Genomic DNA, 25,567 nt, shown 5'->3' on the forward strand with positions numbered 1-25,567 from the left:
CCGGGTCGCCGCCGCTGCGACCAGTGCATAGCCTCTCCGGATGGTCGACTACTTCGCCGGTGACTCCCGGACCAATCACGAACGCATGCTGGCCGGCGATCTGTACATCTCCGACGACCCGAACATCGCCAGCGAGCAGCAGCGCGCCGTCCGGTTGTCCGCCGAGTACCACGCGGCCTATGTGCGGGACAGCGAGCACGCGCGGCCGATTTTGGTGGAACTGCTCGGTGCGCTCGGCGATGAGGCGCACATCCGGCCCCCGCTCTTCGTCGACTACGGCACCTTCATCACCGTCGGTGCCAGGACGTTCGTCAACTACAACCTGGTGGCCCTGGACGTTGCCCCCATCAGCATCGGCGACGACTGCCAGATCGGCCCCAACGTGCAGTTGCTGACGCCCACCCACCCGGTCGAGGCGCAACCCCGCAGGGACAAACTCGAGGCAGCGAAGCCGATCTCGATCGGCGACAACGTCTGGATCGGCGGCGGCGCGATCGTGCTGCCCGGGGTGACGATCGGCGACAACACGGTGATCGGCGCGGGAGCGGTGGTCTCGAAGGACATCCCGGCGAACGTCATCGCCGTCGGGAACCCCGCCAGGGTGGTCAGGTCGATCGAGTGACCCCGCCGCCGAACAGTCGCAGCGTCAGGTAGCCGGCGAGCGAGGCGACGACCGCGACCGGGAGCAGGTTCGCCGGCACCACCAGCAACACGAGGAACGCCGACGCTGCGACCCGGCGCAGAGTGGCGAACAGCACCCCTGCCGCGACGCCCGCGACCGCCACCACGGGGTTGAGCGGCGCCACCACCTGGGAGACCGACAGCGCGGCCGCAGTGGCGACGAACAGCATCGGATAGAAGTGGCCACCCTTCCACCCCGCACCGAGCAGCAATGCGACCAGCACCAGCTTGATGGCCGCCAGCGCGGCCAACTCACCCGCGGATCGGCTGCCGAGTGTGCTGACCACATCGTCGATGCCGTCCTCGCCGGAAAACAGCAGCAGCTGGTTCCAGGAACCCACCGCGCCGAGCAGGACCCCGCCCGCGACGGCGAGCAGGATCGGGTGTGGCAGGCGTTCGCGCAGCCAGCCGAACCAGCCGTGGATGTGCCGGTACACGAGCCCGATCGCCAGCCCGAGCAAACCCAACGGCACCGCCCAGAGGGCATCGGTGCCGTTCCGGGCAGGTTCGTACGCCGGCCAGTCGGCGACGATGGCGAAGCCTGGCGTCGGCACCATCGAGAACGCGAACAATGCCGCCAGCCCGCTGACCAGAGCCAGCAGCACCCGTTCGGCGCGCGGGATGGTCCGTGCGTCCGGTTTCTCCACCGCCGTGGCCGCGCCACCGAGCGGAGAGGCGAACAGGGCGGTGAACACCGCGGCGATCGCGATGTCCTGACCGACGCCGGCCGCCTCCTTGCTGAGCAACCGGGCGAGCGCGACTGCGATGCAGCCGCCCAGGAAGACCAGACCCAGTTCCGGGCCCAGCGCGCCGCCGAACACGAGCGAAACACCCAACAGGTAGAGCGCCTGCGGCAGCACCCGGATGTCGAAGCCGCGGCTGCCCACCTCGTGCGACAGCAACTCGTCGAGCGGCGCAGGGTGATCACCCAAGAACCGTTGGCCGAGCCCGACCAGTACGCCACCGACGGTGCAGACGGCCAATGCGTACCAGCGGGAGTCCACACCGAGTGCTGCGGGTAGGTCGTCCCAGAGCAGTGCGATCAGCTCGTTGATCACCCAGAAGAACCCGGCGGTGAGCCACCCCATCAGGAGTCCGCCGACGGCCGCGCTGATGATCAGCAGCAGCACCCGGCTCCGGCTCCCGGTGCGGCTCCTCGAACCGTCGACCATCTGCACCCCCACCGGACATCGGCCAGCCACCGGACATCGGATTTGCTGAGGACCGTACGCCCACTGCTGCGACGGAGGTGCTCGACAGAGCTGCCCGCAACGGCCGGCGGCTACCGTGCAGCGGTGCAGGTGACGACCGCTGACGAGCACGCCGACGACAGCCCCGGACCGACGGACGACCCCGGCCCCCCGGCGCTGGTCACGGTGCCCTGGCACCAGGACGGAACCGGCCCGGTCCCGACCGCCGACGGGCCGGTGACCAACCGTCCACGCAAGGTCGTGATCCGGACGATCAGCAAGGCGTGGGCCGATTCGCTGTTCGGGATGAGCTCGCAGGCCGCGTTCTGGTGCGCGATGTCGACCGCGCCGTTCCTGCTGGCGCTGCTCGGGCTGTCGGGGATCGTCACCCGCTGGTTCTTCGGCCCGGACACGATGGTCGAGATCCGTTCCCAGGCATCGACTTTCCTGAACACCATCTTCAATGAGGAGGTTGCCGACAACCTGATCGGCAACACCATCGACACGATCCTGAACAACCAGACCGAGGCCATCTCGGTGGGGTTGGTGATCAGCCTGTGGGCCGGCTCATCGGCAATCTCGGCCTTCGTCGAATCGGTGACGATCGCCTACTGCCAGCACGAGGCACGTCATCCGGTGATCGAACGGATCTTCGCGCTCGGCGTGTACATCGTCGCGCTGTCCGGCGAGATCGTCGCGGTGCCGCTGCTCGCGATCGGACCGGACCGGGTGCCCGCGCTGTTCCCCGACTCCTGGCAGCCGATGGTCTCGCTGATCCTCGGCTACCTGTACTACCCGGGACTGGCCCTGGGCCTGATCCTGCTGGTCGCCGTGCTCTACAAGGTCGCGCCACGGCACAAACACGCCTTCTACCGCGGGCTGCCGGGGGCGGCACTGGCTGCTGCGGTGTTCCTGGTGGCGAGCACCGGACTACGCCTGTACCTCTCCTACGCGTACAGCCACGGGCTGACCTACGGTGCGCTCGCGACGCCGATCACGTTCCTGCTGTTCTACTACTTCATCTCGATGTCGATCATCCTGGGAGCGCAGTTCAACAACGCACTGCTGGAGTACTACCCGCCGATGGCGCGGCAATCAGACAAGGTCGCACCCGCCGCTCAGCGCTGAGCCGATGGTCCGGACGGGTGCGCCGGCGTCTCCGGATCCACGGCAGCGGCTTCCGGTGCGCCGCCCAGCCGGTCGCGGAGGCGATTGCGGCGCTGCTCGTAATCGACATCGAAACGCTGCTGCGACCTGGCGAGCTTACCGCCGCTGTACCGTCGCCTGCCCCAGACCGATGTCGGCTTGGCAAGCCTGATCGCCCCCACCGTCGCAACGATCGGCACGACGATGCCGATCATGCCGGTGGCGATCTTGCCCTTGAGGAAACAGATCACCGCACTGACGAGGTGGACCGTGACCCCCAGGAGGTACAGCCAGGTGGCGACGTCGTCCGGCCTTGCCGCGCCGATTGGTGAGCCCTGCAGCAGCAGTGCGGCCCCGAGCGCCCCTGCGATCAGAATCGCATCGATCGACTTCCTGCCCTCAGCGCCCCAGTAGACGTCGTCGAGGTGGAACCACAGCGCGAACTCGTCGAGCGCAAGAGCCGCACCTATCCCGAAGAGCGCGGCCAGCACCTCGGTCCACGGCGACTCGGGACTGAACCGGAATTCGATCAACCCGGACACCAGCACCAGCAGGATGCCCCACACCTGATGGTGGACGTGCACCCCCGCGATGTAGATGTCCGACAGGCCCCCACCGCCCGCTTCGGTGGTCGGGGCGGGTTGGCTGTTCTTCGCGCGGATCCGCCGGGTGATGCCGCGGGTGATGGCGAACGTGACCAGGAAACCGATCAGGGCCCAGACCGCGGCCGCCCGACCGGTCTCGACCAGAAGCCGCTGATACCAGTCCACCGCTGCCGTCCCTTCACCCGTGCACCCGGGCCCAAGCGCATCACCGGGCGAAACCGATGAATGGGCACGAACCGGATTTCAGGGTAAGCGAAACGCGGGTGACGTCGTGGCCGCGGTGCCGCAGGATGCTCGGATGACCGACCCGATCCGGCGACCTCGCCGGAACAGGGTCACGCCGCTCGGCGACCTCGTGGCAACCGGTCTGCGCGGAAGCTGGCTCGGCAACCGCGGAATCCTGCACAGCGGCACGGACATCGTGAGCTTTCACCGCAGCAAACTCTGGATCATTTGCGCCCTGCAGTACCGGGACTGGCGGGTGCGGCAGTGGCAGCCCGGGCATTACACGGTGCTGTTCTTCCACGACGAGGCGCTTGCGCTCGCGGCAGGACACCGGCCGTGCGCGCTGTGCCGGCGTCCGGCGTACCGGGAGTACCAGCAGCTGGCCGGTGGGTCCCGGACGGCCGAGGACCTGGACGGCCGCCTCCACGCCGAGCGACTGATCCCGCGCAGCCACCGGCGGCGCCTGCACCCGACGGAATGGCCGGATATTCCGGTCGGCGGCTTCGTCCTGCTCGAGGACGGCCCAGCGCTCGTGGTGGGGGACGCCGTCGTGAGCTGGACACCCGGCGGGTACACCGTCGCGCAGCCCCGGCCGTCAGGCGGGCGCGTCCCGATGATCACGCCGCCGTCTTCCGCGCTCGCGTTGCGAGCGGGTTACCCGGTTCAGATCGATTCCGCGGCAACCGCTCTCGCGGGTCGGTGAACCTCGACCAGCGCGTCCTGTCCCACCTCCGCGACCGAGCGGTACCCGCACAACCCGAGGGTGAGGTCGAACTCGGCGAGCACGTTGCCGACCACCTCGCTGACCCCGGTCCGCCCCGCGAGTCCGAGCCCGAGGGCGTAGGGCCTGCCGAGGCACACCGCCGTCGCGCCGAGCGCGATGGCCTTGAGGACGTCGACGCCACCGCGGATTCCGGAATCCATCAGCACCGGGATCGCGCCGCCGACGGCGTCGACCACACCCGGCAGGCTGTCCAGCGCCCCGCGCCCACCGTCGACCTGGCGGCCACCGTGGGTGGACACGATCAGGCCGTCCACGCCCGCATCGACGGCGCGACGGGCGTCGTCGGGATGCTGGAGCCCTTTGAGCACGATCGGCAATGACGTCATCGCCCGCAGCCTTGGCAGGTCGGCCCAGTCCAGGGATGGGCGGGAGTAGGTCTCCAGGAAGGTCTGGACGGCGGCTCTCGCTGCGGGCAGGTTGCCGACCCGCCGCCCCGGTGCGGTGCTCGACATCCGGTTCAAGGACCTGATGAGGGACGGGATCTCACGGAGACGGGGGCGGGGCGTGGGCTGGTCGGCTGTCACCCGGTTCGCCGTCAGCTTCCGGAACACCGGATCGCTGGTGTACTGCGCGATCCCGTCGCCGAGCGCGAACGGGAGGTAGCCGAGGTTCAGATCGCGGGGGCGCCAGCCCAGCATCGTGGTGTCCAGCGTGACCACGATCGCGTCGCAGCCGGCCTTCTCGGCCCTCCCGACGAGGCTCGCGACGAGGTCTTCGGACGTCGACCAGTAGAGCTGGAACCAGCGCGGGGCATCCCCCATCACCGCGGCGCAATCCTCCATCGACCGCGACGCCTGGTTCGAGAAGATGTACGGGACACCATGTTCCGCCGCAGCGGCGGCCACGGCGACGTCGGCCTCCCGGTGCACGATTCCCAGCGCGCCGATCGGGGCCAGCAGCAGCGGCGCGGGCAGTCGCCGCCCGAACAGCTCGATGCCGGTGTCCCGGACGGACACGTCACGCAACATCCGTGGAACCAGTTGCCACCGGTCGAACGCCTCCCGGTCGGCCCGCATGGTGTGCTCGGAGCCGGCGCCGCCGGCCAGGTAGCCGTAGGCCCGCCGCGAGAGCTTCCGGCGGGCACGGCGATCCAGACCCGGCCAGTCGGTCGGCACCGCGGGCGTCGTCCCGAACACCCCACGGGCGTAGATCGCGGCCTGCCTGGCCCGGCCCACTCCGACCGCTCGTTCCGCCATCGGGCCATCTTCCCGGATCAGCCGGGAGAGTCCCCCTCACGGCGCAGGATCTGCGCGACCACCCGCATCAGCATCACCGACGAGATGACAAGACCGATGTAGCCGACCGCCAACAGACCCCCGACCTCCTGTTCGGGCCGGGCCAACGCCACCCCGCCGAGCATCAGGGCGGACGCCACCAGTCCGATACCGGCGACGCCGGCGAACATCGCGCGGTCCAGCCAGCGGCTCAGGTTCGCGCTGCCGGCGCCGGAGAAGGCATCAACCTGAAACCGCACCCGCCCCGAGCGGAGTTGCAGCGCAACGTCTTCGGTCAGCCCCGGCAAAGCTCGGAGGGCGGGCAGGGTACGCAGCAGCTCGCGTTGGAAGGCGTCCTGCGCCGTTGCCGGGGTCATCTCCATCGAGGCACCGAAGTGGCCGGCAGCCGCCGTCGCGAGATCGACCTTCGGGTCGAGCACTCGCAGTGTTCCCTCCAGGGTCACCAGCGCCCGCGCGAGCAGGGTGAGGGTGGGTGGCACGGGGATGTCGTGCCTGCCCATCAGCGAGATGATGTCCTGCAGGCTCCGCGGGTCGAACCCGCCGGAATGCAACTGCTCGCTGAGGACACGACTGAGTTCGGCTTCCAGCGCCTGGGTCTGGATCGCGTCACCGTCTGCGCCGGCGAGGGTCCGCAACGAGCGTGCGAGCAGCGCGGGCTGCCGGGTCGCCATACCGGCCGCCATCAATTGCAGCGCGTCCATCGTCACTGGGTCGATCAGGCCGACGGCGCCGAAGTCGATGAGCCACAGGGTTCCGCTGCCGTCGATCAGGATGTTGCCGGGGTGCGGGTCCGCATGGAAGACACCGGCCGTCATCACCTGGTTCAGGAAGGCTGCCAGCAACCGGTTTGCGAGTTCCGGCCTTGGCACACCGGTCGCGTCGACAGCCGCCGTGTCCGCCACCGAGCGGCCCTCCACCCGCGCGATGACCAACACAGCCTCCGAGCTCAGCGATGCCACGATCTCCGGCACCTCAACGCCGGCCCCCGTCGTCACGGAGGCGACGGCCCTGGCGTTGGCCGCCTCGTGCACGTAGCTCAGCTCCTGCTCGACTGACTTGACCAGTTCGTCGGCGAGGGCGACCAGACCGAGCGACCTGGCCGCCTCCGAGCGACGGACGGCCGCCCGGCTGGCCCAGCGCAACACGGCCGAATCCCGCGCGACGCCGACCTCGATGTCCGGGCGGCGGACCTTGACCACCACCCGCCGGCCACCGTGCAGCACGGCCGCATGGGTCTGTCCGATCGACGCGGCCGCCAGCGGTTCGTCGGAGAAAGCGGCGAACGCCTCGCTGATCGGCGCACCCAGCTCGTCCTCGATCCTGGCGCGGATCTGGTCCAGCGGGACCACTTTGACGTTGGACTGCAGGTCGGCGAGTTCGGCGATCAGCGGTGCCGGAAGCAGATCCGTACGGGTCGACGCGATCTGCCCGAACTTGATGAACATCCCCCCGCAGTCCTCCAGGAACCCGCGAATCCGCAGGCCACCTTCGGGGCTGGACAACGCGGCCTTCGATGCCAGCCGCGGACCCGCCAGGCCGTGCTTGCGGGCGATTCTGGACACCTCCCAGAGTCGGCCGCCGATGGTGGAGAACGTCCGCACCCGAGTACGGAGCCGGGTGCGACGACCGATTTTCCGCGGACGGAGGACCGCTTCCAGCGAGATGCTCACGACCATCGTCGCCAGCAACGCGAACCCGAAGGCGACGAGGACGACGTCGTCGGCGGTGGCATCCTCATCGCGTTGCAGGATGCCCGCGGCGACGACCAGTCCGGTCAGGCTGCCCAGCAGTCCGGCAGCGGCAGCACGGAAGAAACCGCGGCGGACACCGAGGATTCGACCGGAGACGAAGCCGACCCCGAGCACGAAAACGATGGCGCCGATGCTCTCCCAAAAGGACAAATCAAGTTCCAGGGACATTGCGCCAGCGTGATCACCGGAATGGCGGATGTCCAGTGATCTCCCGGCGAGTCGGGTCCCCCGTCACCGCACTGATTCGCGGTGGGCCGGATGGGGTACCGCTGGCGCAACAGCAGAACCTCGGCCGCTACAGCGGGTTGAGGTGATCAGAAGGAGCTGATATGGCGGCTGACAAAGACGTGAGCAAGGGCGACGAGGTCTCGTGGAAAACCCATGGGACGACGACGCACGGCAAGGTGGAGAAGAAGATCACCTCGGACACCGAGGCCGCCGGGCGCACCGTGCGGGCCAGTGACGACGACCCGCAGTACCTGGTGAAGAGCGACAAGAGCGGCCGGGAAGCGGTCCACAAACCCGAAGCGCTGCACAAGGACTCGTGATGACGACGCAGGGTGGGTCCAGCGGCTCGCGGGCCGCCGACGCCGGGAAACGTGCCGCCGACTCCGCCGAGGACGCGGGCCAGGAGGCGATGGCCAGTCGGCCGTTCCGCATCCTGCTCACCGTCGGCCTGATCGCATACGGGATCGTCCATGTGCTGATCGGCTGGATCGCACTCCAGCTCGCCTGGAGCGGGCTGACCGGCGGAGACGGCGGGGGCGAGGCATCCCAGCAGGGAGCACTGGCGGAGATCGCCGCGCAGCCGTTCGGCGCCGTCCTGTTGTGGATCATCGCCGTCGGCCTGCTCGCCATGACGATCTGGCAGATCGTGGAGGCCATCTGGGGCCACCGTGACCGTCCGGAAGGTTGGAAGCGGATTCGCAAGCGCCTCGGCTCGGCCGGCCGGGCCGTCGCGTACGCCACCATCGGGATCGCCGCCGTTCGCATCGTGCTGGGCAGCTCCGGTTCCAGCGGCAACAAGGAGGAAGGCTGGACGGCGCGGCTGCTGTCCGCCCCCTTCGGCCGGATCCTGGTGATCGCGGTCGCTGTCGCGATCATCGTGCTGGGTGTCCGGCTGATCCGGCGGGGCGTGAAGAAGAAGTTCACCGAGGACCTGGCGGGTGGCGTCAGTCAGGGCGTGGTCCGGCTCGGCCAGGCGGGGTACATCGCGAAGGGCATCGCCTTCGTCATCGTCGGCGGCCTGTTCGGCTGGGCGGCGGTGACCTACGACCCGGAGAAGGCGGGCGGGCTCGACGAAGCACTCCGCACCGTCAACGGGGCCCCGTTCGGTTCGGTGCTGCTCACCCTGCTCGCCCTCGGCCTGGTCTGCTTCGGCGTCTACTGCTTCGTCTGGGCGCGCCACCCGCGGGTGAGCACGGCAGGGAGCCGCGGCGCACGGTCGTGACACGGCGCTGAACCAGACTCGAGTGCCCGGTCTGGGGTGGCGGACGTCCTCTTTCGACCCCTTTCGCTGCGTTCCCGCGATCCTCGTGACAAGCTGACGCGACGGTCAACGACCGGCCGCCGTCCGCTGCCACCCGATGGAGCCAGTGATGTCAGATAAGAAGAAGGACGGCGACGACTCGCCGGGCAAGCCCCCCAAGATCAAGAAGAAGGCCTACGAGACCGAGTTGCGAAGGCTGCAAACCGAACTCGTCACGATGCAGCAGTGGGTCAAGGCCTCCGGCACCCGCGTGGTGGCGATCTTCGAAGGTCGTGACGCGGCCGGCAAGGGCTCCGCGATCAAGCGGATCAACGAGTACCTCAACCCGCGCAACGCCCGCATCGTGGCCCTCCCTGCCCCGACCGAACGGCAGCGCAGCCAGTGGTACTTCCAGCGTTACATCGAGCACCTCCCCGCGGCCGGCGAGATCGTGCTGATGGACCGCTCCTGGTACAACCGGGCGGGCGTCGAGCGGGTGATGGGCTTCTGCACCAGCGACGAGTACCGGCGCTTCCTGCACCAGGCACCGATCTTCGAGCGTCTGCTCGTCGAGGACGGCGTGCTGCTGCTGAAGTACTGGTTCTCGGTGTCGGACGTCGAGCAGGAACGGCGGTTCAAGTCACGCCTCACCGACCCGATGCGCCGCTGGAAGCTCTCGCCGATGGATGTGCAGTCGATCAGCCGGTGGGAGGACTATTCGCGGGCCAAGGACGAGATGTTCATCCACACCGACATCGCCGAGGCACCCTGGTACACGGTGGAAAGCGAGGACAAGAAGCGCTCGCGCATCAACGTCATCTCGCACATCCTGTCGGCCGTCCCGTACCAGAACCTGGCGCCCGAACCGGTGACGATCCCGGAGCGGCCGAAGTCCATCAGCTACGTGCGTCCGCCGCGTGACGAGTTCCGGTACGTGCCCGACCATGCCGCCTCGCTGGTGAAACCCGCCCTCTGACGCGTCTTTCAGCGACGATCGGGTGCGTCGCCGGGCCGTCGATGACGGCTCGGCGGCAAACCCAGCTCACTGCGGATGCGGGTCACCCGCTGCACCGCATCCGCGCGGATCGCCTGCTCGTCGATGGTGGTGAGCCGACCGTTCTCGAGCAGGCGGCGTCCCGCCACGAAGACGTCCGTGACGTCCGCCCCGCGGGCGGCGTACCCGAGAAACGACGTCGGATCGGGCAGGGGCGTCGCCGCCGGCCCGGTGATGTCCAGCAGGATCAGATCGGCGACCTCGCCGACCGCGAGCGTTCCGCTCAATCCCCCGCCGAGCGCGGCCGCCCCGCCGCCGGTCGCCATGGTGACCAGATCAGCCCCGCTGACCAGCGCAGGGTCGTGATGTTTCCCGCGCTGCACCAGCACCCCCAGCTTGATCTCCTCGAACAGATCGGCGCTGTTGTTCGACGCCATCGAATCGGTGCCCAGCGCCAGCGTGACGCCGGCCAGCCGGTACTCGGCAACCGGCGCGATCCCGGCTCCGAGCTTCATGTTCGACACCGGGTTGTGCGAGACGGTGACGTTCGGACCGGCGAGGAGACGGATGTCCCCCGGCTGGGCGTGCACGGCGTGGGCGACATGGGTCGGGCCTTCGAGCAGCCCGAGGCTGCCGGCGAGGGCGATCGGCGAGGCACCATGGCCGTCGATGCTGTCCCGCACCTCCGCGGCCGTTTCCGACAGGTGGATGTGCACCCCGAGGCCCGACGCCTCGGCCCGCTGTGCCACGTCGGTGAGCAGGTCCGGACCACAGCTGTAGGGCGCGTGCGGACCGTAGGCGACGCTGACCAGGTCGTCGCCGGCGAACTCGGCCGCCAGTGCGGCCGTCGCGTCGAGCACCTGCGCCCCGGTCTGCGGTGTCGCTGCGGGATAGCCGACCGCGTCGTACCCGAAGACCGCCGGCGCCGCCTGCACCCGCAGGCCGGCGGCGTGCACGTCGGCGAGCAGACCGCTGTCCCACAGGTACATGTCCAGGAATCCGACGGTGCCGCTCCGGATCATTTCCGCCATCGAGAGCAGGAGCCCGGCCCGGATGTCGTCGCGGGTCATCCTCACCTCGAACTCGCGCACGTGAGACAGCCACTGTCGCAGGGGCTCGTCGTCGCTGTGCCCGCGGAGCAGGCTCATCCCGGCATGGGTGTGGGCATTGATCAGACCGGGAGCGACCAACCGGTCCGACGCGTCGATGTCACCGTCAGCCAGCGGGCCACGCCGCGCACCGAGGTAGGTGATCCGCCCGGTGTCCGGCGAGAACGCCAGTTCGGCGGCCGGGTACCAGGTATGGGCAGCGGCGAGCACGGTCCCGCCGACGATCCTTGTCTCCCGGCTCACAGCACACTCCCGGTTGTACGTCTCGCAGCGGCGCTCCCGCGGTCGCCTACAGCGCCGACAGGCCCTGCCACTCGTCGTAGGACATTGCCCAGATGTAGATCTCGCCGTCCTCCGGCCCCAGCTTCACCGATGTCCCACTGACCTCGACAGGATCTCCCCAGATCGCAGACTTGTAGTACGCCTCCGCGTCGGCCAGCGACAGGTTGACACAGCCGTGGGTGACGTTGCTGCTTCCCTGCGCCGCCGTGCTGGCCGGGTTGGCGTGGATGAACTCGCCGTTGTTGCTGATCCGCACCGCCCACTTCTCGGGCTGGTTGGAATAGCCGTACCGGGGGTTGTTCATCAGCTTGGTCTCGAAGAACTCGTTGACGACGTGCGTCCCCGATCTCGTGATGAGGTTGGGATCGCCGGTGTCCTCACCGCGGCCGTAGGAAGCGGGGTACTTGGCGACGGCCTTGCCGTCGCGCTCGACCACCAGCTCGTGCGAGTTGACGTCGGCGATGACGACCTGATTCCGGCCGATGGTGAAATCGGTCGTGAGATCCGAGCCGACGTAAGCGTTGTCGGCAAGCTTGAGCCCGTAGATCTTCGCCTCGACATGGACCTTGGTGTCGGCCGGCCAGTAATCCTTGGTGCGGTAGTCCAGCGACCAGCGACCGTCGTCGTGCTGTACCCAACCCCAGGACCCGACCACCTTGGGCGTTGTCGTCACGGACACGTTCTTCTGGATCAGCGCCTTGTCCTGCGGCTCGACGCCGAAGGTCACGCTGATCGGAGCCGCCACACCGACCACGGCACCGTCGACCGGGTTGATCGTGTTGCGCACCTGGGTGTCGGTTCCGACCGTGGTGAACGTCCCCTTGACCGGGACCTTCTTGCCGTCGGTGCCCGTCGCCGTGCCGCCGAGGCTGTACGTCTTGCCGAAGCCGAGTACCTCGTCGACGGTGAAGGTGGTGCCGTCCTCGGAGACGGACGCGTCGACGAGTGTGCCCTCGGGGTTCTTCAACGTCACGTCGTCGAACGTCCCCTTGTCGACGGTGACCGCGATGGGTTGGGAGGGCGACAGCCCCTTGCTGTTCAGCGCCGGGCGTGCCGAAATCGATGCGACCGGCGGGACCACGACCGGGGAGGGCGGTACCGAGCTGGACGGAGCCGCCGGGGAAGCGGCGCCATCCGATGCCGGTGCGCCGGTTCCGCTGCCGTCCGGGATGGCATTGGCGGTCGAGGTGACCGTGGTCGTACCCGCAAGGGAGCCGCTACTGCAGCCGGCCAGCACGGTCACCACGGCCATCAACGCCGCCAACAGGGTCAGCAGACGACTCCTGCGCGAACGCCAGGGTGCTCGAAACATGTTTCTCCACCGCCCATCACAGGTCTCCCCGGGCGAGGAAGATCCCCCCACGCCGCGTCGGCCGATCCATTCCGGCCAGGGCCCAGGGTAACCCGAGGGCCCGACAGCCGTGCTCGACCCGGTGGTCGCGACCTAGCGGAACAGCCGCCTGACGACGACCAGTGCCACCAGCGCACCCACCGCCATCAACGCGTACTTGACCTTGGGGTCGGCGAGGGTGTCTGCCAGCGTCTGCCGGCCCTGCTCGACCACCCGCTTGGGGTTCGCGCGGGTGGTCAGCTCGTCGACCGCGATGGCGAGTGAGTCCCGGGCGCGCTCGATCTCGGCCTGGATGGTTTCCGCGTCGCGCGCCACTGCGCCTCCCATACTGTGGTGACTGACTTGTGGTGACTGCCTCGGTGAGAAGGTCCACGGACGTCCCGAATGCGGTCCGCGGGTGTTTACCCTAGCCGCATGGACAGCACACCCCTTGACGTGGGCGACGTCGCGCCGCCCTTCACCCTTCCGGACGCCGACGGCAACCCCGTTTCCCTGTCGGATTTCGCCGGCAAGCCGGTGATCGTCTACTTCTACCCGGCCGCGATGACGCCCGGCTGCACCACCGAGGCCTGCGATTTCAGCAGCGCACGGAGCCAGACCGACGGCGGCGGGTACACCGTGCTGGGGATCTCCCCCGACAAGCCGGAGAAGCTCGCCACGTTCCGGGACAAGGAGAGCCTGAGCGTCACGCTGCTGTCCGATCAGGACCGGTCGGTGCTCACCGCGTACGGCGCCTACGGCGAGAAGAAGCAGTACGGACGCACCGTGCGCGGCGTGATCAGATCGACGTTCGTCATCGGGCCCGACGGCCGGCTGCAGCAGGTGTGGCGCAACGTGCGGGCCACCGGGCACGTCGCCCGCGTCCTGAAGGAACTGGGTCTGGCAAGCTGACACCTGCCGTCAGCGGCACATTGGCGCTAGATGCAGTGGCTTTAGATGCAGTGGCGGGGCCGTAGCCCAATTGGCAGAGGCACACGGTTTAGGTCCGTGCCAGTGTGGGTTCGAGTCCCACCGGCCCCACCAGCACGACGGAGCGAACCTCGTTGTGGAGGACCCAGGAATTGAACCTGGCGAGACGCCCCGAGTGCGTATCCCCCTGGACAGCCGTACTGCTGGCTGCCCCGGAAATGTAACCGCTGCCCGAAATGCCCGCAACCTGGCCCGGGTGGCGACCCGCTCGGATGACGTGCCCCTGCTGGTCGCCATCTGCCGCGCAATCGGCAACACGCGGCCTCCGCTCCCCCGTCTTCGGCCGGTCACAACGGACGATAGGGATGCCTCCACCATGCCGGTGAGGGTCTCGAGCGAAGGCCGAACAAAGGCCAGTGGCAGCAAAAGGGGCGAGAAACATGACCGGACCGGATACCGCGAACCCGTCGGGTGGCAGCGACGGGGACTCGCGCAACGGCGTGGACTCGTCCAACGGAGGCGTCACCACCGTCGCCCCGTCGCAGTCCTACCCAGCCGCGACACCCTTCGCCGATGACGTCGCGAGCAGCCCGTACGGGGCGCAGTCGAGCTACCAGGCGGACCCGACGGGATCGTCGGTGATGACCGACAAGCCCGCTTCCAACTGGTCCGGCAGCCCCTACGAGCCGTTGCCGTCCGACCCGCCGACCGACTACACGTCCCCGTCACCGGACGCCTACGGCAGCGCCGCGCCGATGTACGGCGACTCCTCTCCCACCTACATCGCTCCGGCGGCGGACCAGCGCCCGGCGCCCGCGGCGGTGAGCGGAAAGCAGACCAAGTCCCGGGCGATCGCCGGGCTGGTCAGTGCCGCGCTCGGCACCCTGCTGGTCGTCGGTGGGCTCTATCTGGTCGGCGAGTTCGGTTTCCGCATCTACGACGTGATGCTGAACATCGGCGGCAGGCCGGCGCCGTGGGACATCGTCTGGACGTCGGTGGGTGCCGCGATGATCTTCGCTGCGGTGCTGCTGAACGGCTGGTCGCCGTGGGCGACCCTGCCCGCCGGCCTCGCGCTGACCTCGGTGGGTGTGTGGTCCATCGCCTGGTACGACGGTGCCGACCGGGTCGCCACCGCGATCGACCGGCTGTACGCCCGGCCGGAGATGGTCGTCTGGGGCATCACCGGTTGGCTGCTGGTGATCGGTCTGTTGCTGGTGGGGGCGAGCGGCGCGGCCATCATCGCGCGGGCTGCCGGGCGTCGCCGGGGTCTGCCGACCCGCTAACGGGCGTCGAGCACCGTCGTCAGCTCGGGAAGCATTGCGGCCAGCGCTCTTCCGCGGTGGGACAGCGCGTCCTTCTCCGCCGGAGACAGCTCGGCCGAGGTCCTGCCGTCCTCGGCGGCATCGCTCTCGTCGGGGACGAACACGGGGTCGTAGCCGAACCCGTTGACACCGGCCGGCTCTCGGACGACGCGGCCCCGCCAGACACCCCGGACGACGCGCGCAGGTTCGCCGGGCACCGCGAGGGCCAGGGCACAGACGAACGCGGCGCCGCGACGCTCGTCAGGGACATCGGCCAACTGGCCGAGCAACAGGGCCGTGTTGGCGTCGTCGTCACCGTGCCGGCCCGACCAGCGGGCCGACAGCACGCCTGGCATGCCGTTGAGCGCGTCGACCGCCAGACCGGAGTCGTCAGCGAGGCTGATCTCCCCCGTCTCGCGGGCGGCCTGTTCGGCCTTGGCGATCGCGTTCTCCTCGAAGGTCGCACCGGTCTCCGGCTCCTCGTCGAAAGCCGTGACATCGGCGAGTCCCAGGACCCGCACCCGGTCGCCGAGGATGCGTTGCAGTTCGGCCAGTTTCTTGACGTTGCGGCTGGCCAGCAGGACGCGACTCACGTGGTGGCCTGCCTGCTGGCCCCTGCGGCGACCGGTGATCCACCGGGTGCGACGGTGCCGCCCGCACCGGCCAGCGGTGCGGCCAGGGCGATCCGCTGCATCGCGGTCAGCTGCTCGATGCCGGCCAGCGCCGAGTCGATCATGGCGTTCAGCGTCGACCTCGCGAAGGTGGCTCCCTCCGCGGTGCCCTGTACCTCGACGAGGGTGCCGACCTCGGTGGCGACGACGTTCATGTCGACCTCGGCGCGGGCGTCCTCCTCATACGGCAGGTCGAGCCGGACCCGGCCGCCGACGACGCCGACCGATACGGCCGCGATCTGGCAGGACAGCGGCTGCGGGTCGTTGAGCCGGCCCTGCCCGCGAAGGAACGCGACAGCATCGGCGAGCGCCACGTAGGCGCCGGTGATCGCCGCGGTGCGGGTTCCGCCGTCGGCCTGCAGGACGTCGCAGTCGACGGCGATGGTGTTCTCTCCGAGGGCCCGGAGATCGACACACGCCCGCAACGAGCGGCCGATCAGCCGGGAGATCTCGTGTGTGCGGCCACCGACCCGGCCCTTGACCGATTCGCGGTCGTTGCGTTCGTGGGTGGCCGACGGCAGCATCGCGTACTCCGCGGTGAGCCAGCCCAGCCCGGAACCCTTGCGCCAGCGCGGCACACCGTTGGTCACCGATGCGGCACACAGCACCTTGGTGCCGCCGAACTCGACCAGCACCGATCCTGCCGGGTGTTGCTGGAATCCCCTGGTGAAGGTCACCGGCCGGAGTTCGTCGTCGGCTCTGCCGTCAGCGCGCGTCATGCGTTGCAGGCTAATCCCCCCGCGCGGCCGGCATGACCCCCGCTCAGGCCGGGAGGCTCAGGCCGGGACGCTCAGGCCGGCGACCGAACTGATCTCCGGGCCGAGGAAGCGCTGGCCGAGCCGGGCGAACGGCTCCGGGTCACCGGTGGCCAGGAACTCGTGCGGGGCGGTCGGTATCGTGCCCGGCGCCAGCAGGTCGAGCTCGGTGAGCCGGCGGTAGACGTCCTTGGCGGTCTCGTCCGCGCTGGACACCAGCGTCACGCCGTCACCCATCACCAGCGACAGCGCCCCGGTGAGCAGCGGATAGTGGGTGCAACCGAGCACCAGGGTGTCAAGACCGGTGCGCTGCAGCGGCGCCAGGTAGGCCTGGGCGAGTCCGATCACCTGCCGCCCCGACGTGATGCCGCGCTCGACGAAATCGACGAACGACGGGCACGCCACGGCGTGCACCCGAACTCCGGGGGCCGCATCGAAAGCGTCCTGGTAGGCGCCGGACTCGATGGTCGCCGAGGTGCCGATGACGCCGACGTCGCCGGTCCTGGTGACCGCGACCGCGCGCCGGACCGCCGGCCGGATCACCTCGACCACCGGCACGTCGTACCGCTCACGGGCATCGGCCAGGCACGCGGCGGAGGCGGTATTACACGCGATGACGAGCAGCTTCACGCCGCTGTCAACCAGCCGGTCACCGACGGCCAGCGCGTGGCGGCGCACCTCAGCGATGCTCAGTGGCCCGTAGGGCCCGTTGGCGGTGTCCCCGACGTACCGGACGCGCTCGCCGGGCAACTGGTCGATGATCGCCCGGGCGACGGTGAGACCGCCCACCCCGGAGTCGAAGATGCCGATCGGCCGGTCGTTCGGCGATCCGATGCTGCCGTTGGTCACCCGGAGGACGCTACCGGCCGATCCGGCTCAGCAGGCGCAGGTCAGGAGGTGACGGCAGCACGCGCGGCGGCCCGCCGTGGGCCGTCCGCCTTGCCGACCAGGAACGCGGCCAGCACTCCGCCGACCGCGCCGAACAGGTGCCCCTGCCAGGACACCGACACGACGCCGGTGATGTCGGCCGCGGCGACGGTGACGATGCCGGTCCAGAAGATGCTGCCGTAGACGGCGAGCAACACCAGTCCCAGCAGGATGTGCTGCCACGTGCGGGTCCAGATGCCGCGGGCGATCAGGAACGCCAACCAGCCGAACACGATGCCGGAGGCGCCCACTGTGATGCTCCCGGCGGGCGCGATCAGCCAGACGCCCAGCCCGGACACCAACCAGACCAGGACGGTCACCGCGACGAACTGCCGGACGCCGCCCAGCATGATCAGCACGCCCATGATCACCAGCGGGACGAGGTTCGACCACAGGTGCGCCCAGGAGCCGTGCAGCAGCGGCGCCGCAAGCACGCCCCACAGTCCGGACCAGTCACGCGGCTCGATGCCGTAGGCGGTGAGCCGGTAGCTCATCGCCCAGTTGACCAGTTGGACGATGATCAGCAGCGCCGCGAACGCGCCGACCGTGATCAGCGCCGGCTTGACTCGTTCGGGCAGCAGCGCGGAGCCGCGTTTGCGCGCCGGAGGGGTCGACGGTGTCGGCGCCGCCCCGAAACCACCGGCCGGCGGCGTGTAGGCCGTGGGTGTGTAAGGGCGCGAAGGGTCGAACGGCTGCGATGACGACGGCGTGGTCATGATTCCCAGGCTACCGACGGAGCCAGTGCCCGGTATCGGGGTGAACCCCCATCCCGAGGGGGTCCAGGCCCCATTCTCAGGCCCAGAGCTGGCCTTCCAGGCCGGACGCCGCGATGGCGTCGTCGCCGGCCTCGTAAACACCGGTCGACAGGTACTTCCAGCCGCCGTCGCACACCACGAAGGCGATGTCCGCCTCCACACCGTCGCGAACCGCCTTCGCGGCGATCCCCAGAGCGGCGTGCAGAATCGCGCCGGTGGAGATACCGGCGAAGATGCCCTCCACCTCGAGGAGCTCCCGGGTGCGGCGAACCGCGTCATCCGGCCCGACCGAGAACCGCGACGTGAGCACGGAGGCGTCGTACAGCTCGGGGACGAAACCCTCGTCGAGATTCCGCAGCCCGTAGACCAGCTCGCCGTAGCGAGGTTCGGCCGCGACGACGGCGATGTCCGGCACCTTCTCGCGCAGGTACCGACCGGCGCCCATCAGCGTGCCGGTCGTACCCAGTCCGGCCACGAAATGGGTGATGGTCGGCAGGTCGGCCAGCAACTCGGGACCCGTTGTCGCGTAATGCGACTGGGCATTCTCCGGGTTGCCGTACTGGTAGAGCATGACCCAGTCGGGATGGTCGGCGGCCAGCTCCTTGGCCATCGCGACGGCGGCGTTGGAGCCGCCCGCCGCGGGCGAGGAGATGATCTGCGCGCCGTAGGCCCGCAGCAGCAGCCGGCGCTCCTCCGAGGTGTTCTCCGGCATGACGCAGATCAGCCGGTACCCCTTGACCCGGCACACCATCGCCAGCGAAATGCCGGTGTTGCCGCTCGTCGGCTCGATCACCGTGCAGCCGGGGCGGAGCAGTCCGTCGGCTTCGGCCCTGGCCACCATCGCCAACGCCGGCCGATCCTTGATCGACCCGGTCGGATTGCGATCCTCGAGCTTCGCCCACAACCGCACCTTGGGGGACGGCGAGAGCCGCGGCAGGCCCACCAGGGGCGTGCCGCCGACCGCGTCGATCAGACTGCTGTACCGGGCCACGAAGAATCAGACTCCGGCGACCGGTGCCGCACCGCCGGCGACTGCCGGCAGGATCGTCACGTTGTCGCCCTCGGCGACCGTCGTCTCCAGGCCGCCGGTGAAGCGCACATCCTCGTCGTTGACGTAGATGTTCACGAAGCGGTGCAGTGCACCGTTCTTGATCAGCCGGTCACCCAGCCCGCTGTAGCGGCTGTCCAGGTCGGTGATCACCTCGGCGAGGGTGCCGCCCTCGGCGGACACGGTCTTCTCCCCCTTCGTGACCGGTCGCAGGATGGTCGGCACGGACACCGAAACGCTCATCAGGTTCTCCTCGTGATTCTGCTGGGCGCTCACCGCACACCGGTGGCGCACTGTCACTCGTCTGCTTCATTGTCGCTGACCACGAACACCGTGCCGGGCCTCGGCCGGGCACCACTCAGTCAGCGCTTCCCGCTGGTGCAACGTCGGGAGCGGCCGAGAAGATTTCCACGTCCTCCTCCGTCACATTCCCGTCGACGATCCGGTAGGACCGGAACTCGTGGCTGTCCGGTTCCCTGGTGGACACCAGCACGTAGTGCGCCTGCGGCTCGCCCGCATAGGAGATGTCGGTGCGGCTGGGGTAGGCCTCGGTGGCCGTGTGCGAGTGGTAGACCACGACGACCTCCTCGTCGGCGGTGTCCAGCTCCCGGTACAGCCGCAATTGCTCCCCGGAGTCGAACCGGTAGAACGTCGGCGACCGCTCGGCGTTCGTCATCGGGATCAGTCGGGTCGGGGTGTCCGAGCCCTCCGGTCCGGCGATGATCCCGCAGGCCTCGTCGGGGTGGTCGGCTCTGGCGTGCGCGACGATGGCGTCGACCATCTCGGCCGGGATGCGTAACACCCGGCGAGCTTATCCGCAGCGGACCGGCCGACCGGACACCCGATCAGACACCAGGTCGGTCCGGGGGCCGATCAGTCCAGCAGTGCCGTGACCAGCGAATCCTGGACCGCGGAGAGCCAGCGGTAGGTGGCGAACATCGCAGCCTCCGCGCTCTCCGGGTCGTCGACGCCCGGCGGCAGGGCGTCGTCGTCGGTGATCTCCAGGCGGACGCCCAGCGCCAACCGGACGTCGTTGAGCGCGGCGATCCAGCTCCCCGCCGTGTCCTCGTCGAGCCGTACCTGCCCGCCGCCCCGTGGCAGCGAGTCGAGCAGCGCGACGGCGGCGGCATCCTTGGCGGCGATCAGGTCGGGTTCGTGCAGGACCCGCAGGCCGGCGGACAGTTCGGCGTCATCCGCATGAAAATCGGGCAGCAGCCTGGCCACCGCCGGATCCAGCGGGGGCGTGGTCGGCCCGACGGTCATCCCGGTGAGCTCGGCGAGCGGGTCGGCCGGTGTCTCGGTGCGGCGGGCGGCGAGCAACTGCCGAACCTGGTCGACCAGGTCGGCGATCAGCGAGGCCTCGGCCGGTTCGAGCCATCCGACGTACCGGCCGAACCTGCGGTGGAACGGACGCACGTGTCAGCTGTCCTTGGCCATCGTCGCCCACAGGCCGGCGCCCTGGAGCTTGGCGACGTCGGCCTCCATCTTCTCGCGCGGACCGGCGGAGACTGTGGCCCTGCCCTTGTGGTGGACGTCCAGCATCAACGCCTCCGCCTTCGGCCGCGGATGCCCGAGCAACTTCTGGAAGACGAGGGTGACGTAGGACATCAGATTGACCGGGTCGTTCCAGACGATCGTCACCCACGGGGTGTCGGCGGCGGCGGCCGGATCGACGAGCTCGGTCTTCTCCGGCGCCGGGGCCGTCATCACGACCGGGATCACTGCGACGCGGTTCACTACGACGCGGTTCACTACGACGGGGGTCGCGCCGATGGCAGTCGCCGCCGAATGCCTGATGCCCACCACAGCACCATTTTCGCACCTGAGCGCCCGCACGGGAAACCGGCGCGTCACATCCGGCGGGCGCCGTCGGCGTCTGCACCCCACATGGTGACGGCCGACGTCGTCCGCTCGAGGCTGGCCGCGTCCTCCTCCGGCGAGGCGCACCCCGATCCCGCGGTCAGCGGGCACCAGCGGTACGGCGATTCGACGTCCTGCAGGGACGGCAGCCACGCGACGTCGCTGGTGGTCCAGCGACCGTCGGCGCTCTTGCTGAACTGCACCCGGACGAGGAGGCCGTCCCGGGTACCGACGTTCCTGCTGCCCTGGGCGGCGATGGTGTTACCGAGCCCGTAGACGGCCCACTTGCCGTTGATCTTCTCCATGGGCTGCACGACATGGGCGTGGTGCCCGTAGACCAGGTCGATGTTCGGGTCCGCCAGCAGCGCCTTCGCGGCGTTCTTCTGCTGCAGGTTCGGCATCGTCTCGTACTCCTCGCCGGCATGCATGGCGACCACCACCAGGTCCGCGCCGGCGGCCCTGGCCTTCTTCGCCCGGGCGATGATGTCCGCGGTGTCGATCAGGTTGGCCTGCCACGGCTCGTCCAGGGTCAGGCCGTTCCAGTCGTAGGCCACCGAGATCAGGCCCACCCGTCCGTTGGCGGTGTTGATCACGACCGGCGTCTGCGAGTCGCGTTCCGTCCGGTAGGACCCGTCATGCGGGATCCCGGCCGCATCCAACTGGTCCAGCGTGCGGTCCAGTCCGTCGGTGCCCCGGTCGAAGGTGTGGTTGCTGGCGGTGCTGCAGGCGTCGTAGCCGGTGCGCTTGACCGCATCGAGCACCTGCGGCGGGACCGAGAACGACGGGTAGCCGGAGAACGGGCCGTCGGGAGGCGCCAACGGGGTTTCCAGGTGGCAAATACCGATGTCGGCGCCCTGGATGTAGGGCTGCTGGGCGGCCAGCAGGGGGAAGAAGTCCAGCTCTCCGTTGCCGTCCTGCCGGGCCTGCTCGACGAGCTCCGGGTGCAGCAGGATGTCGCCCGTCACGGCGATCGACACGCAGGCGACACCGGGGCACGACGGTGAACCGGCGGTCGGCCCGCCCGCCGGCGGCACCAGCTGGCCGGCCGCGGGGGTCGGGGTGGGTGCGGGTCTCGGCGCAGGTTTAGGCGTGGGCTTCGGGCGGGGCGTCGGGCTGGGCCTCGCCTCGGGTCTCGGCGTTGGCTTCGGGCTCGACTCGGGGCTGGGCGTGGTTGTCGCGGTGGTGGTCCGGGTCGTCCGCGCCGAGCTGGGCGGGATGTACTGCGGCGCAACGACTCTGGACGATGACGTGCTCGCCGGCACACCCGCTTCGGCACCCGTCGTACCCTGCACTGCGGTGCCGCTCAGCGCTCCCCCGGCACAGCCGCTCAGCACGGCGACCCAGACCAGCGCCGCAATCGACAGCCGGACCGATCGGCTCATCCCGGTGATGTTGCGCTGCCGCCGCATGAGTGCCCCCGTCCCCGCAAACAGTGCCGCATCGCTACCGTTCGCGACCAACGGTAACCGGGTCGGCCCGGCGGACCGGGTCATTGGTCCGGCGCGTCACCCTGAGACCCGGTGCGCAGGCGGATCCGCCTACGCTCTCGCAGATGACGACCGCGTCGACCGCGCTGTTCACCGACCACTACGAGCTGACGATGCTGGAGGCGGCGATCGCCAGCGGAACAGCCGATCGCGACTGCGTTTTCGAAGTTTTCGCCCGGCGGCTGCCGGCCGGCCGCCGGTACGGCGTCGTCGCCGGTACTGGCCGGCTGGCCGAGGCCATCACCCGTTTCACCTTCGGCGACGCGGAGCTCGGTGCCCTGCGCGGGGTCCTCGATGCGCCGACCCTCGAGTACCTGGCCGGCTACCACTTCGACGGCGACGTCGACGGGTACCCCGAGGGGGAGCTGTACTTCCCGAATTCGCCGGTACTCACGGTGCGCGGGTCGTTCGCCGCGGCCGTCATCCTGGAGACGCTGACCCTGTCGATCCTGAACCACGACTGCGCGATCGCATCCGCCGCCGCGCGGATGGCATCCGCGGCCGGTGACCGGCAGTTGATCGAGATGGGGACCCGGCGCACCCACGAGGAATCCGCCGTCGCGGCCGCAAGGGCGGCGTACCTCGCCGGGTTCACCGCAACGTCCAACCTGGAGGCGGGCCGCCGCTACGGCATCCCGACCGCCGGAACCGCGGCGCACGCGTTCACCCTGCTGCACGACAGCGAGGAGGCGGCCTTCGCAGCGCAGGTCGCCGCGCTCGGCGTCGGCACCACGTTGCTGGTCGACACCTACGACATCACCGCGGGTATCGAGACCGCGGTGAAGGTCGCCGGCCCGCAACTGGGCGCGATCCGCATCGACTCCGGCGACCTGGGGGTACTGACCCGCGCCGCGCGCCGGCAACTCGATGCGCTCGGCGCCGTCGACACCAGGATCGTGCTGTCCGGCGACCTCGACGAGTACGCCATCGCGGCGCTCCGCGCCGACCCGGTGGATGTGTACGGCGTCGGCACCTCCCTGGTCACCGGGTCCGGGTCACCGACCGCCGGGATGGTCTACAAACTCGTCGCGGTCGACGGCCGGCCGGTCGAGAAACGCAGTGCCGACAAACAATCCCGCGGCGGACGGAAGTCGGCGTTGCGGCGGCACAAGGCCAGTGGAACTGCCACCGAGGAAATCGTGTTCCCGGCGACGGACGCCCCCATCCAACCGGCACCCACCGACCGGCTGCTCCCCGTACCGATCATGCGGGCCGGGCGCACCGTCGATCTGCCCTCGCTGAGCGAATCCCGCGAGCACCTGCGCCGGTCGATGGTCGGCCTGCCCTGGGAGGGGCTCACCGTGTCGGCCGGCGAGCCGGCGATCCCCACCACCGTCATGGCGTCCGCGCCAGTGCCCTCCGGAGACTCGAGATGACCGACAGCAGCAGCACTTTCGCGGTGCCCACGGGGCGGGACCACGCCCTGATCGTGGTCGACATGCAGCACGACTTCGGCCATCCCGACGGGTCGCTGTACGTGCGCGGGGCCGAGGACATCGTCGAGCCCATCACCGCGGCCATCGAGGCGACGAAGGCTGCCGGTGGGCTGGTCGTCTACACCCAGGACTGGCACCCCGAGCAGACGCCGCACTTCGCCGAACACGGCGGCCTGTGGCCGGCGCACTGCGTGATCGACTCACCCGGTGCCGACATGTTGCCGGGGGTGCCGGTGCACGGCCCCGTCGTGCGCAAGGGTTCCGGACCCGAGGACGGGTACAGCGGTTTCTCGGTGCTGCACCTGCCGACCGGGGAGAACCGGGAGACCGAATTGTCGGCCATCCTCGACGAGAACGGCATCATGGCGATCACAGTGGTGGGGCTGGCGGGCGACTGGTGCGTCCGGTCGACCGCGATCGACGGTGTTCGGCTCGGCTACCGGGTGACGGTCCCGCTCGCCCTGACCCGGTTCGTGGAACTGGAAGCGGGGCATACGGAGTCGGCGATCAGCGAGATGCGTGCAGCCGGGGTGACGCTTCTCGAAGCGAGCTGAACGGCCCCGGAACCTCCCCCGATCCGCGGGCCACCAGGCGCACCGGCACCACCACGTCCTTGCTCGGCATGGCGCCACCGAGCCAGCTGAAGACCTCGCCCGCGGCGATCCGGCCGATCGCCTCCGGATCGTGGTCGATGACGGTCAACGGCGGGTCGAGCACGGTGGCCAGATCGAGGTCGTCGAAGCCGACCACGGCGACCCGCTTCAGCCGCTTGCGCCGGCGCAGCGCCATCAGCACACCAACGGCGACCAGGTTGTTCCCGGCGAAGACCGCCGTCGGCGGGTCGGGCAGCGCGAGCATCCGGGACATGGCCTCGTCGGCCTGCTCGATGTCCGCCGGTCCACGCCACTGGATGTCGGAGTCGGGCGTCAACCCGGCGGCCCGCATCGCGCGCAGGTACCCGCGCTGCCGTTCATCGGCGGTATAGAGGCCGGGCCGGTCGCCGAGGAACGCGATACGCCGGTGCCCGTGGGCGATCAGGTGCTCGGTGGCGTCCGCCGCTCCCCTGCTGTTGGCGACCCGCACCGTCGGGCACGCCAGATGACGCGGGGGCCGGTCCACGAAGACGATGGGCACCCCCCGGTCCAGTTCGGGCTGCAGGTAGGAATGATCGCGCCCGCAGGACATCACCAGCAGGGCATCGACCGCCCTGGCCAGCAACCGGTCGATCAGGTGCTGCTCGCGCTCCGGATCGGCGTTGGTGCTGACCGCCAGGACGAGGCTGCCCTGGGCGCCGGCCACCCGCTCGACCGACCGGTTCAGCATGGCGGCGAAGGGATTGCCGATGTCCTCCAGGACCAGCCCGATGGAGGCGGAACGCCCGTCCGCGCGGCGCAGCGCGTGAGCCGCGTCGTTGCGCCGGTACCCGAGGTCGGCCGCGGCGGCGAGGACTTTGCGGCGCGTCTCGGGTGACGCGCCGATCTCGTCGTTGACCACCCGGGACACCGATTTGAGGCTCACCCCCGCTGCGCTCGCCACGTCATTCATGGTCGGACGACGCAACCTGTCGGTCATCGCGATTCCTTCCCCCGGAACACTC

Annotated in this window: 28 protein-coding genes and 1 tRNA gene; 11 read left to right on the plus strand and 18 right to left on the minus strand. The window is 69.6% G+C overall.

Going from position 1 to position 25,567, the window contains the following annotated elements; translation table 11 throughout:
- Window positions 1-40: 40 nt before the first annotated feature.
- Window positions 41-622 (plus strand): sugar O-acetyltransferase, encoded by a 582-nt coding sequence (locus tag ACVBEQ_RS10240; protein ID WP_447153021.1) that lies wholly within the window; start codon window positions 41-43, stop codon window positions 620-622.
- On the opposite strand, the gene ACVBEQ_RS10245 is transcribed toward ACVBEQ_RS10240, so the two are convergent.
- A complete protein-coding gene (locus ACVBEQ_RS10245) occupies window positions 606-1,853 on the minus strand; it encodes a chloride channel protein (protein WP_447153022.1) in 1,248 nt (415 codons plus the stop codon). The two genes, ACVBEQ_RS10240 and ACVBEQ_RS10245, sit on opposite strands and share 17 nt — an antisense overlap.
- A 123-nt stretch (window positions 1,854-1,976) precedes the next feature.
- Here ACVBEQ_RS10245 and ACVBEQ_RS10250 point away from each other — a divergent pair, with 123 nt between their 5' ends.
- The gene (locus ACVBEQ_RS10250) at window positions 1,977-2,999 is read left to right on the plus strand and encodes a YihY/virulence factor BrkB family protein (RefSeq protein WP_447153023.1); all 1,023 of its coding nucleotides are present in this window, start codon (window positions 1,977-1,979) and stop codon (window positions 2,997-2,999) included.
- Here the strand turns inward: ACVBEQ_RS10250 and ACVBEQ_RS10255 are convergent.
- The gene (locus ACVBEQ_RS10255) at window positions 2,990-3,787 is read right to left on the minus strand and encodes a hypothetical protein (protein ID WP_447153024.1); all 798 of its coding nucleotides are present in this window, start codon (window positions 3,785-3,787) and stop codon (window positions 2,990-2,992) included. The two genes, ACVBEQ_RS10250 and ACVBEQ_RS10255, sit on opposite strands and share 10 nt — an antisense overlap.
- A gap of 133 nt (window positions 3,788-3,920) precedes the next feature.
- Between ACVBEQ_RS10255 and ACVBEQ_RS10260 the strand changes: the two genes are divergently transcribed.
- Window positions 3,921-4,550: a hypothetical protein gene (locus ACVBEQ_RS10260; protein WP_447153025.1), complete on the plus strand. Its 630-nt coding sequence runs from the start codon at window positions 3,921-3,923 to the stop codon at window positions 4,548-4,550.
- Here ACVBEQ_RS10260 and ACVBEQ_RS10265 read toward each other — a convergent pair.
- Both ACVBEQ_RS10265 and ACVBEQ_RS10270 read right to left on the minus strand, forming a co-directional pair.
- A complete protein-coding gene (locus ACVBEQ_RS10265; protein ID WP_447153026.1) occupies window positions 4,511-5,827 on the minus strand; it encodes an alpha-hydroxy-acid oxidizing protein in 1,317 nt (438 codons plus the stop codon). The two genes, ACVBEQ_RS10260 and ACVBEQ_RS10265, sit on opposite strands and share 40 nt — an antisense overlap.
- Before the next feature lie 17 nt (window positions 5,828-5,844).
- Complete coding sequence (locus tag ACVBEQ_RS10270; RefSeq protein WP_447153027.1) at window positions 5,845-7,785, minus strand: ABC1 kinase family protein; 1,941 nt, start codon at window positions 7,783-7,785, stop codon at window positions 5,845-5,847.
- A gap of 161 nt (window positions 7,786-7,946) precedes the next feature.
- Between ACVBEQ_RS10270 and ACVBEQ_RS10275 the strand changes: the two genes are divergently transcribed.
- From ACVBEQ_RS10275 to ppk2, 3 genes are all read left to right on the plus strand, one after another.
- Entirely contained in the window at window positions 7,947-8,165 is a 219-nt protein-coding gene (locus ACVBEQ_RS10275; RefSeq protein WP_447153028.1) for a hypervirulence associated TUDOR domain-containing protein, read from the plus strand.
- Entirely contained in the window at window positions 8,165-9,067 is a 903-nt protein-coding gene (locus ACVBEQ_RS10280; protein WP_447153029.1) for a DUF1206 domain-containing protein, read from the plus strand. The genes ACVBEQ_RS10275 and ACVBEQ_RS10280 overlap by 1 nt, the downstream gene beginning before the upstream one ends.
- A gap of 148 nt (window positions 9,068-9,215) precedes the next feature.
- Entirely contained in the window at window positions 9,216-10,061 is an 846-nt protein-coding gene (gene ppk2 / locus ACVBEQ_RS10285; protein ID WP_447153030.1) for a polyphosphate kinase 2, read from the plus strand.
- A gap of 8 nt (window positions 10,062-10,069) precedes the next feature.
- Here ppk2 and ACVBEQ_RS10290 read toward each other — a convergent pair whose 3' ends face one another.
- The 3 genes from ACVBEQ_RS10290 to ACVBEQ_RS10300 form a co-directional block, all read right to left on the minus strand.
- A complete protein-coding gene (locus ACVBEQ_RS10290) occupies window positions 10,070-11,431 on the minus strand; it encodes an amidohydrolase (protein WP_447153031.1) in 1,362 nt (453 codons plus the stop codon).
- Window positions 11,432-11,477: 46 nt separating this feature from the next.
- Entirely contained in the window at window positions 11,478-12,782 is a 1,305-nt protein-coding gene (locus ACVBEQ_RS10295) for a L,D-transpeptidase (RefSeq protein WP_447153032.1), read from the minus strand.
- 132 nt (window positions 12,783-12,914) lie between these two features.
- Window positions 12,915-13,136 (minus strand): DUF3618 domain-containing protein, encoded by a 222-nt coding sequence (locus ACVBEQ_RS10300; RefSeq protein ID WP_447153033.1) that lies wholly within the window; start codon window positions 13,134-13,136, stop codon window positions 12,915-12,917.
- A 99-nt stretch (window positions 13,137-13,235) separates the two neighbouring features.
- Between ACVBEQ_RS10300 and bcp the strand changes: the two genes are divergently transcribed.
- The 3 genes from bcp (at window position 13,236) to ACVBEQ_RS10315 (ending at window position 15,013) form a co-directional block, all read left to right on the plus strand.
- Window positions 13,236-13,712, plus strand: a complete 477-nt coding sequence (bcp, locus tag ACVBEQ_RS10305) for a thioredoxin-dependent thiol peroxidase (protein ID WP_447153034.1) — start codon at window positions 13,236-13,238, stop codon at window positions 13,710-13,712.
- Window positions 13,713-13,767: 55 nt separating this feature from the next.
- Window positions 13,768-13,844: transfer RNA gene (locus ACVBEQ_RS10310), tRNA-Leu, on the plus strand.
- 326 nt (window positions 13,845-14,170) lie between these two features.
- Window positions 14,171-15,013, plus strand: coding sequence for a hypothetical protein (locus ACVBEQ_RS10315; RefSeq protein ID WP_447153035.1), 843 nt, complete (start codon window positions 14,171-14,173; stop codon window positions 15,011-15,013).
- On the opposite strand, the gene rdgB is transcribed toward ACVBEQ_RS10315, so the two are convergent.
- From rdgB to ACVBEQ_RS10365, 10 genes are all read right to left on the minus strand, one after another.
- Entirely contained in the window at window positions 15,010-15,624 is a 615-nt protein-coding gene (gene rdgB, locus ACVBEQ_RS10320) for an RdgB/HAM1 family non-canonical purine NTP pyrophosphatase (protein WP_447153036.1), read from the minus strand. The genes ACVBEQ_RS10315 and rdgB overlap by 4 nt on opposite strands.
- Window positions 15,621-16,421 carry a ribonuclease PH gene (gene rph, locus ACVBEQ_RS10325; protein WP_447153037.1) on the minus strand — a complete coding sequence of 267 codons (801 nt, stop codon included), beginning with the start codon at window positions 16,419-16,421 and terminating at the stop codon, window positions 15,621-15,623. Before rph ends, rdgB begins: the two co-directional genes overlap by 4 nt.
- Window positions 16,422-16,478: 57 nt before the next feature.
- Window positions 16,479-17,306, minus strand: coding sequence for a glutamate racemase (murI, locus tag ACVBEQ_RS10330; protein ID WP_447153038.1), 828 nt, complete (start codon window positions 17,304-17,306; stop codon window positions 16,479-16,481).
- 41 nt (window positions 17,307-17,347) lie between these two features.
- A complete protein-coding gene (locus ACVBEQ_RS10335; protein WP_447153039.1) occupies window positions 17,348-18,100 on the minus strand; it encodes a rhomboid family intramembrane serine protease in 753 nt (250 codons plus the stop codon).
- A gap of 76 nt (window positions 18,101-18,176) precedes the next feature.
- Window positions 18,177-19,130, minus strand: coding sequence for a PLP-dependent cysteine synthase family protein (locus ACVBEQ_RS10340; protein ID WP_447153040.1), 954 nt, complete (start codon window positions 19,128-19,130; stop codon window positions 18,177-18,179).
- A gap of 6 nt (window positions 19,131-19,136) precedes the next feature.
- Window positions 19,137-19,430, minus strand: a complete 294-nt coding sequence (locus ACVBEQ_RS10345) for a MoaD/ThiS family protein (RefSeq protein WP_447153041.1) — start codon at window positions 19,428-19,430, stop codon at window positions 19,137-19,139.
- Between the two features lie 115 nt (window positions 19,431-19,545).
- Complete coding sequence (locus tag ACVBEQ_RS10350) at window positions 19,546-19,989, minus strand: M67 family metallopeptidase (RefSeq protein WP_447153042.1); 444 nt, start codon at window positions 19,987-19,989, stop codon at window positions 19,546-19,548.
- 71 nt (window positions 19,990-20,060) lie between these two features.
- Entirely contained in the window at window positions 20,061-20,603 is a 543-nt protein-coding gene (locus tag ACVBEQ_RS10355; RefSeq protein ID WP_447153043.1) for a DUF2017 domain-containing protein, read from the minus strand.
- A gap of 3 nt (window positions 20,604-20,606) precedes the next feature.
- Window positions 20,607-20,894, minus strand: a complete 288-nt coding sequence (gene clpS / locus ACVBEQ_RS10360; protein ID WP_447153044.1) for an ATP-dependent Clp protease adapter ClpS — start codon at window positions 20,892-20,894, stop codon at window positions 20,607-20,609.
- 143 nt (window positions 20,895-21,037) lie between these two features.
- Window positions 21,038-22,429, minus strand: a complete 1,392-nt coding sequence (locus tag ACVBEQ_RS10365) for a CapA family protein (protein ID WP_447153045.1) — start codon at window positions 22,427-22,429, stop codon at window positions 21,038-21,040.
- 170 nt (window positions 22,430-22,599) lie between these two features.
- Here ACVBEQ_RS10365 and ACVBEQ_RS10370 point away from each other — a divergent pair, with 170 nt between their 5' ends.
- Window positions 22,600-23,910 (plus strand): nicotinate phosphoribosyltransferase, encoded by a 1,311-nt coding sequence (locus ACVBEQ_RS10370; protein ID WP_447153046.1) that lies wholly within the window; start codon window positions 22,600-22,602, stop codon window positions 23,908-23,910.
- Entirely contained in the window at window positions 23,907-24,524 is a 618-nt protein-coding gene (locus tag ACVBEQ_RS10375) for an isochorismatase family protein (RefSeq protein WP_447153047.1), read from the plus strand. The genes ACVBEQ_RS10370 and ACVBEQ_RS10375 overlap by 4 nt, the downstream gene beginning before the upstream one ends.
- Here the strand turns inward: ACVBEQ_RS10375 and ACVBEQ_RS10380 are convergent.
- A complete protein-coding gene (locus ACVBEQ_RS10380) occupies window positions 24,478-25,542 on the minus strand; it encodes a LacI family DNA-binding transcriptional regulator (protein ID WP_447153048.1) in 1,065 nt (354 codons plus the stop codon). The genes ACVBEQ_RS10375 and ACVBEQ_RS10380 overlap by 47 nt on opposite strands.
- Window positions 25,543-25,567 lie beyond the last annotated feature (25 nt).

This window comes from Nakamurella sp. GG22 (assembly GCF_052976845.2).